Source organism: Roseateles sp. (genome assembly GCF_052436255.1).
Classification (GTDB): domain Bacteria; phylum Pseudomonadota; class Gammaproteobacteria; order Burkholderiales; family Burkholderiaceae_C; genus Pelomonas.
The window spans coordinates 1-5,833 of record NZ_JBQVNP010000217.1 but is presented as its reverse complement, the minus strand read 5'-3'; the positions used below and the strand labels follow the sequence as shown (position 1 = coordinate 5,833).

The window sequence follows — 5,833 nt, the reverse complement described above, 5'->3', positions numbered from 1 at the left end:
GCTGTGGAGCGCCGCGCTAGCGGGCGCTGGCGTCGGCCTGGTGCAGGCGCTGATGCCCGGCGTGGTGAAGCAGGCCTACCCGGCGCGCATCGGCGTGATGACGGGGCTGTACTCCGCCGCCATCATGGGCGGCGGCGGGCTCGGCGCCATGGCCAGCCCGTGGGTCGCGCATGCACTGGGCGGCGACAAGGGACCCGACTGGCACGCAGGCCTCGCGATCTGGGCCCTGCTCGCGACCTTCGCGCTGCTGTACTGGCTCAACATGCGGCGCATCGAATCCACTGCCGCCGCCGAGGCGCCGGGTCTTCGCGGCCTCTCGTGGCTGCGCTGCTTCGCGAGCCGTCGCGCATGGCTGCTGGCCGCGTGCTTCGGCCTCATCAACGGCGGCTACACCAGCCTCGTCGCGTGGCTGCCGCACTTCTACGCACAGCAGGGCTGGACCGCGCAGCAGGGCGGCTCGGTGCTCGCGCTGATGACTGCCGCGCAGGTGGTTTCCGCGCTCGCCATGCCCGCCATCGCGCGCAGCCGCGGGCGCGACCTGCGGCCCTGGCTGGTGCTCACGCTTGCCGCGCAACTCGCAGGCTTCTGCGCGCTGACTTTCGATGCGCCCGTGCCGGCAGTCGCCATCGCGGTCGTGCTGGGCTTCGGCCTCGGCGGCGCGTTCTCGCTGTGCATGGTGCTCGCGCTCGACCACCTGCCCGACCCCGCGCAGGCCGGCGCCCTCGCGGGCTTCATGCAGGGCGTCGGCTTCATGATCGCCGCGCTCGCGCCCTTCGTCACCGGCTGGGTGCGCGAGCAGACCGGCGGCTTCACGCTCGCGTGGGCCTACCTCGCGGTGGTCGTGGTGGCGCTGCTGCCGCTCATGCTGCGATTCGATCCGCGTCGCTATGCAGCCGCCACGGCGGGCCTCTTCGTTGCGCGCGGCCCTCAAGCCGGCGCACCATCCCTCACCGCGCTCGACAGCGCGGCTACCAGAAAGGTCTGAACACGATGTACCAGGAACAGTTCATGCGGCGGGCGATTGCCCTCTCTGCACAAGCGCTGAGCGAGCCCGGCACCGAGCCCTTCGGTGCCGTCGTCGTGAAAGACGGCGTGATCGTCGGCGAAGGCTTCAACCACTCCGTCGCACACCACGACCCGACATCGCATGGCGTAGTCGAAGCGATCCGCGATGCATGCCGCAAGCTCGGCACCGGCAACCTGCTGGGCTGCGAGCTCTACACCTCGGGCGAGCCCGGCGCGATGTGCGCGGCGGCGATGCATATCGCGGGTATCGCGAAGCTGTATTACGCGGCCTCGCTCGCGCAGTCGGGGAAGGCCTTCGATGGCGTGACGGTGGCGGCTCGGCATCCGATCGATGTGGAGGCGCTGCGCGCCGAGGCTGGTGCGACGCTTGTGCAGCGCAGCTTGCCTGCGGAGCAGAAGATGGATCGCGAGGCAGTGGAGATCCTTTCGGATTGGGCTGCGACGCGCAGAGGTTCCTGAGCGGCCTGCGACGGCCACTTGGTCAGCGAGTAGCCGGGGGTGTATGCAGTGGATCACCAAGTTGGCATGTGCATTCGTGCGGACAAGCCGGCAGGAAGTCGAGCTGCACTCCAAGAACTCGCGGGTCTTCAGCCGCACCGCTCGCAAGTGACCCGGGGTCTGCAACATAGCTGCTTCTCGGAAGAGCGACCCTGGCGCTGAAATGCAGATCTTCTTTAAGAACGCGAGCTACATTGCGTGCCCGCTCGAGGCCCAGGCCTTTGGGATCGTGGTCTCGCTCTTCCGGGTTGACTGATGCTCCGATGTAGATCGCCTCATGGTTGGCGTATCGCGCCCGAAGCTCCTGCATCCAGACGCGAAGCTTCAGGGTCTGGTCGGCGGCAACCGTCGCAGAGTCGCGATCGAAGTACACATAGAAGACCTTGATGGGGCTGCATGCGAGCACGGCGGCCGGGCTGAGCATCGCGAAGGTCAGAGCCAAGGCTCCCAGGAATCGAAAGTGCTTGATCACGATATGCCTCAACCGGTAACGCCGAGGATATAGGACGCGAGACTGTCCGCATTGAAGCGAGACCTGGAGTCTTCGGCGTGTTCTCTCGACCGCGTTGTTCCGTACCAGGTGTCATTCGAAGAAAAGGTGTCATCGAAATGGGTCACCTCATGCACCAGCGCCAACAGCCTAGAGTCACCATCCATCACCGCACCCGTGTCGAAGTTGGTTTTGTTGTCGAACTTGAAATTGCAGAAGATGGGCGCGATTGCAATGGTGCGGGTGGCTGTATCAGGTTTGCACACCGCCGCGGCGGCGCCATTCATGCTTGCCAGGACGCAAGTCGCGATCTTGCCTCCCTCTATGTATCGAATGAAGTTCTTCGGCTCCAGTTCTTGGAGCACAAGAGCGCATGCGGCCAAACCCTTTTGCAGATACTCCCGGATGCCCTGGTCGGCCGCGCCGAACCACTCGGTTGCTCGCGCCTGGGCCTCCTCGTCCCAGCGCGCCAATTCAGGGAGCCGTCTTTTCACGATGTAGTCGACCGCCATATCTCGCAGCTTTATCACCAAGACGGCGAACTCCCTGTTCGTCATGTTCGAGCAGATTCTTTCGGTCTGATCGGCTTCGGGTGGGTGAGTGACATGCTCGTCCACCGCCTGCTTCAAGGCGGCGATCTCTCCGGCAGGCCAGGTGGTCGCGATCATGGGCGTTGCCGTGGCATGGTGCGCCCCGTCGTCATAAGTCGACGTGTGTTGCAGGGTGGCGCGCAATGGTTGCGGTGCCACGCAGTGGCAAACCACGACGTCTCCTTCCAGAGCAGCTTCCGAAATGAACTCCGGACGCCGTGGTCCTCCGGCCTTGGCGATGATGCCCACGCTGTTGCAGCCCTCGCAGTAGGCTCGGCCACCGATCAGGGCGACGCGATGTCCATACAGATCGAACATGGGGCCGTCGTACGGCAATACCTGGCCGCCAGGGGCTGGCGGATCTCCGACTACAAGAATCTTTCGCTCCATTCAATGCGCTCCCGTTGTGTGACGGGGCGTTGTATGGGACTTGGAGCGCTAAGACTGTTGTCTATCGTCAACCGCTCAGGAACTTTTCACGGGATAGGAAAGTTTCCGCTTTCCGCCAGCACTCCTGATCTTCGTGGCTGCGATGGCGCTGGTGGGCCTGGGCGCGCTCTGGGCTTCGGTCTCGACCTTCGGGCTCTAGCGTCCTGCAAGAGCCCGCGCACCGCAGCTACTTGAGCGCCAACACGACCGCATCGAAGAACGGAACCGCTGGAATGCCGGTCGCTGTCGGGTTGGTCTGCGCTCCCCAGATGACGACTACGACCTTTTCCTTGCGGTTGATGTAGATCTGCTGGCCCATGATCCCGACCGCGAAGAATGCGCCGTCCACCGCAGACTGGCTGCTCTTGTTGGTGGGGAGCCACCACATGTAGCCGTAGTCCGATGCGGTGCCGGTGCTCAGTACCTTGGGAGAGCCCGCTTCCGTGACCCATCCCGTGGGCAGCAGTTGCTGCCCGCCGGCAAAGCCGTCGTTCATGACGAACATGCCGAAGCGACCATAGTCGCGCAAGGTCGCGCTGATGCCGCCGGCCGCGAACTCGATGCCGTCCGGCGAGTCCAGCCACCAGTTGGCCTGTGCTTCCATGCCGAGCTTCGACCAGACCTTCTCGGACAGGTACTGCGCCAGCGGCTTCTTGACCGCGTTGTAGACGATCTCGCCGGCCACCCGCGCCTCACCGGTGCTGTAGTTGTACACGGAGCCCGGCGCGGCCACGCGAGGCAGCTTGCTCATGAGGTCCATGGCCGAACCCGGCTTCTGGCCGAGCTGTGCCTCCAGCAGTTGACGGCGATCGGATGAAGGGTCGGTGTAGGTCTCGTTCCATTTCACGCCCGAGGCCATCATCAGCACATTGCGCACCGTGACGCCGTCGTAGGCGCTTCCCGCCAACCGCGGCACGTACTTGATCACCTGATCGTCGAGGCTGGCGATGTAGCCGTCCTTTACCGCCAGGCCGACCAGTGTCGACGTGATCGACTTGGCCACCGACATGGACATCCAGCGGGTCTTCTGCGTGTTGCCGTACTGGTAGGTTTCGTTGGCGATCTTGCCGTCCTTCAGGATCAGCAAGCCGGCCACGCGGTTGGCGGCCATGAAGTCGGCCATGCTGTAGGTCGCGCCGCCAGTCGAGAAGCTCAGCTGGGTCAACTGGGAGGCGGCCGCTGGCAGCGCGTAGGGCGTGCCGCCGGGCTCGATCGTCCGTGTCGGGAACAGCCGGTCGGTGTTGCGGTATGTGTTGACGGCGAGGTCTGGAGACAGGGCGCCGTCGTAGATCTGGCGGACCGTGCCGACGGGCTCCGAGGCATGCGGATAGCCGCTGCCGGTGCCCGGATTGCCACCCCCACTGGCAGGAGGAGGCGCCACGACGATGGGCAGGATGGCACCGCCCCCACCACCTCCGCCGCCACCTCCACCACCGCAGGCCGCGAGCAGCACTGCGGCTGCAATCAGCGAAACCGACAACGCAGCGCGCACCGGGCGCGCAACGACGAACACCCTCCGGACACCTTGATCCACGCGAATCTCCTCGTCTGTTTGTTGGTGATGGCACCTGCGTGCCATGGGCAAGGCATTGCACCTTGCCGCGGCGAATGATCGCATCCATGGGCTCCGGCACCAACACCGCCATCCGGATTCACGACGATGTTGTTACTCACCACTCCGCCCAGCCTTGAATAGAGTGACTTCACGGCGCCACTCGAAGCGCGCCAAGAGGAGCTGGCAATGTTCATCACGAGAAGCAGCGGCAGCGCGACGCGGCAGCCTTCTGCCAAAGTCGCGCGTGCGCTCGAAATCCATCGAAGCGTCGTGGCGTGCCACGAGCACATCGCGCGCGGAAGCGACGGCACCCATGCGCTCTCCGCAACATTGATGCTGCCTTGCTACCAAGCTGAATTCCGAAACCTGGCTCTCGCATTGACCTCCGACGAAGAGCGCGAACTTAGGTACGCGCTCGATGCGCTTTGCGATTGCGCCGTGTGAAGAAGAGAACCTTCGCGCCAATTTCCGGCGCTCGAGGTTTCATTCCGAATGCTTGCGCGGCTTGCGGAATTACAGAGTTGGATTGAACGGGATTCCACTCGTAGCGGCAAACATGCCGAGCGCCCAGACTCCGCTTCCCCGGCCGGGAAGTCATTTCTCTTGAAAGGAGTTGGCAATGGCGGAAAAGCAGAAATTCACCATCCTCTCGTTCGTTGGCGGTGGCATACGGGGCCTGATGTCCGTCACCATCCTGAACAAGCTGTACACGAAGTACCCGCAGATCATCGACAACACCGACCTCATCGCCGGATGCTCGACGGGCTCGATCATCACCAGCGAGCTGCTCGCGGGAACGAAGCCGCAGGACCTCATCACCTTCTTCACCACGAAGGAGATCGACTTCTACAACAAGATGAACTCGGACCCGAACGTGCCCGCGTACTCGATCGACGAGGTCTTCGCCTCGCAGCTCAAATTGCACCCCACGGCGAAGGTGTCCGACCTCGGGCGCTGCGCGCTGTTCGTGTCGTTCAACGTCGGCGGTGCCGCGCTGAAGGACGGCGTGAAAACGCCGACGCCGTGGGAGCCGGTCATGTACACGAACATGATCGCGGACCACGGCGACGTGCTGGTCGCAAAGGCGGCCACGTCCAGCGGCGCGATGCCGGGGCAACTGGGCTCGTACGAAGGCAACATCGACGGCGCTTTCTTCAACCACGATCCGACGGTTGCCGCCATCGCGCTGGCCGTGAAGGCCGGGTACGCGCTGGAGGACATCACGGCCATCACCATCGGCACCGG

7 protein-coding genes are annotated in these 5,833 nt (G+C 64.2%); 4 read left to right on the top strand and 3 right to left on the bottom strand.

Annotated features, from left to right (window positions below; all coding sequences use genetic code 11):
• Positions 1–985, top strand: a 985-nt coding sequence (locus ACT6S0_RS25900; RefSeq protein WP_444766614.1) for an MFS transporter, incomplete at its 5' end; no start/stop codon positions are given.
• Positions 986–990: 5 nt separating this feature from the next.
• Positions 991–1,485 carry a nucleoside deaminase gene (locus tag ACT6S0_RS25895; protein WP_444766613.1) on the top strand — a complete coding sequence of 165 codons (495 nt, stop codon included), beginning with the start codon at positions 991–993 and terminating at the stop codon, positions 1,483–1,485.
• A gap of 22 nt (positions 1,486–1,507) precedes the next feature.
• On the opposite strand, the gene ACT6S0_RS25890 is transcribed toward ACT6S0_RS25895, so the two are convergent.
• From ACT6S0_RS25890 to ACT6S0_RS25880, 3 genes are all read right to left on the bottom strand, one after another.
• Positions 1,508–1,996: a hypothetical protein gene (locus tag ACT6S0_RS25890; RefSeq protein ID WP_444766612.1), complete on the bottom strand. Its 489-nt coding sequence runs from the start codon at positions 1,994–1,996 to the stop codon at positions 1,508–1,510.
• A gap of 8 nt (positions 1,997–2,004) precedes the next feature.
• On the bottom strand, positions 2,005–2,922 hold the full coding sequence (locus tag ACT6S0_RS25885; RefSeq protein ID WP_444766611.1) for a M35 family metallo-endopeptidase: 918 nt from the start codon (positions 2,920–2,922) through the stop codon (positions 2,005–2,007).
• 298 nt (positions 2,923–3,220) lie between these two features.
• On the bottom strand, positions 3,221–4,567 hold the full coding sequence (locus ACT6S0_RS25880) for a serine hydrolase domain-containing protein (RefSeq protein ID WP_444766610.1): 1,347 nt from the start codon (positions 4,565–4,567) through the stop codon (positions 3,221–3,223).
• A 207-nt stretch (positions 4,568–4,774) separates the two neighbouring features.
• Between ACT6S0_RS25880 and ACT6S0_RS25875 the strand changes: the two genes are divergently transcribed.
• Positions 4,775–5,032, top strand: a complete 258-nt coding sequence (locus ACT6S0_RS25875) for a hypothetical protein (RefSeq protein ID WP_444766609.1) — start codon at positions 4,775–4,777, stop codon at positions 5,030–5,032.
• Between the two features lie 175 nt (positions 5,033–5,207).
• The coding region (locus ACT6S0_RS25870) for a patatin-like phospholipase family protein (protein ID WP_444766608.1) at positions 5,208–5,833 on the top strand (626 nt) is incomplete at its 3' end.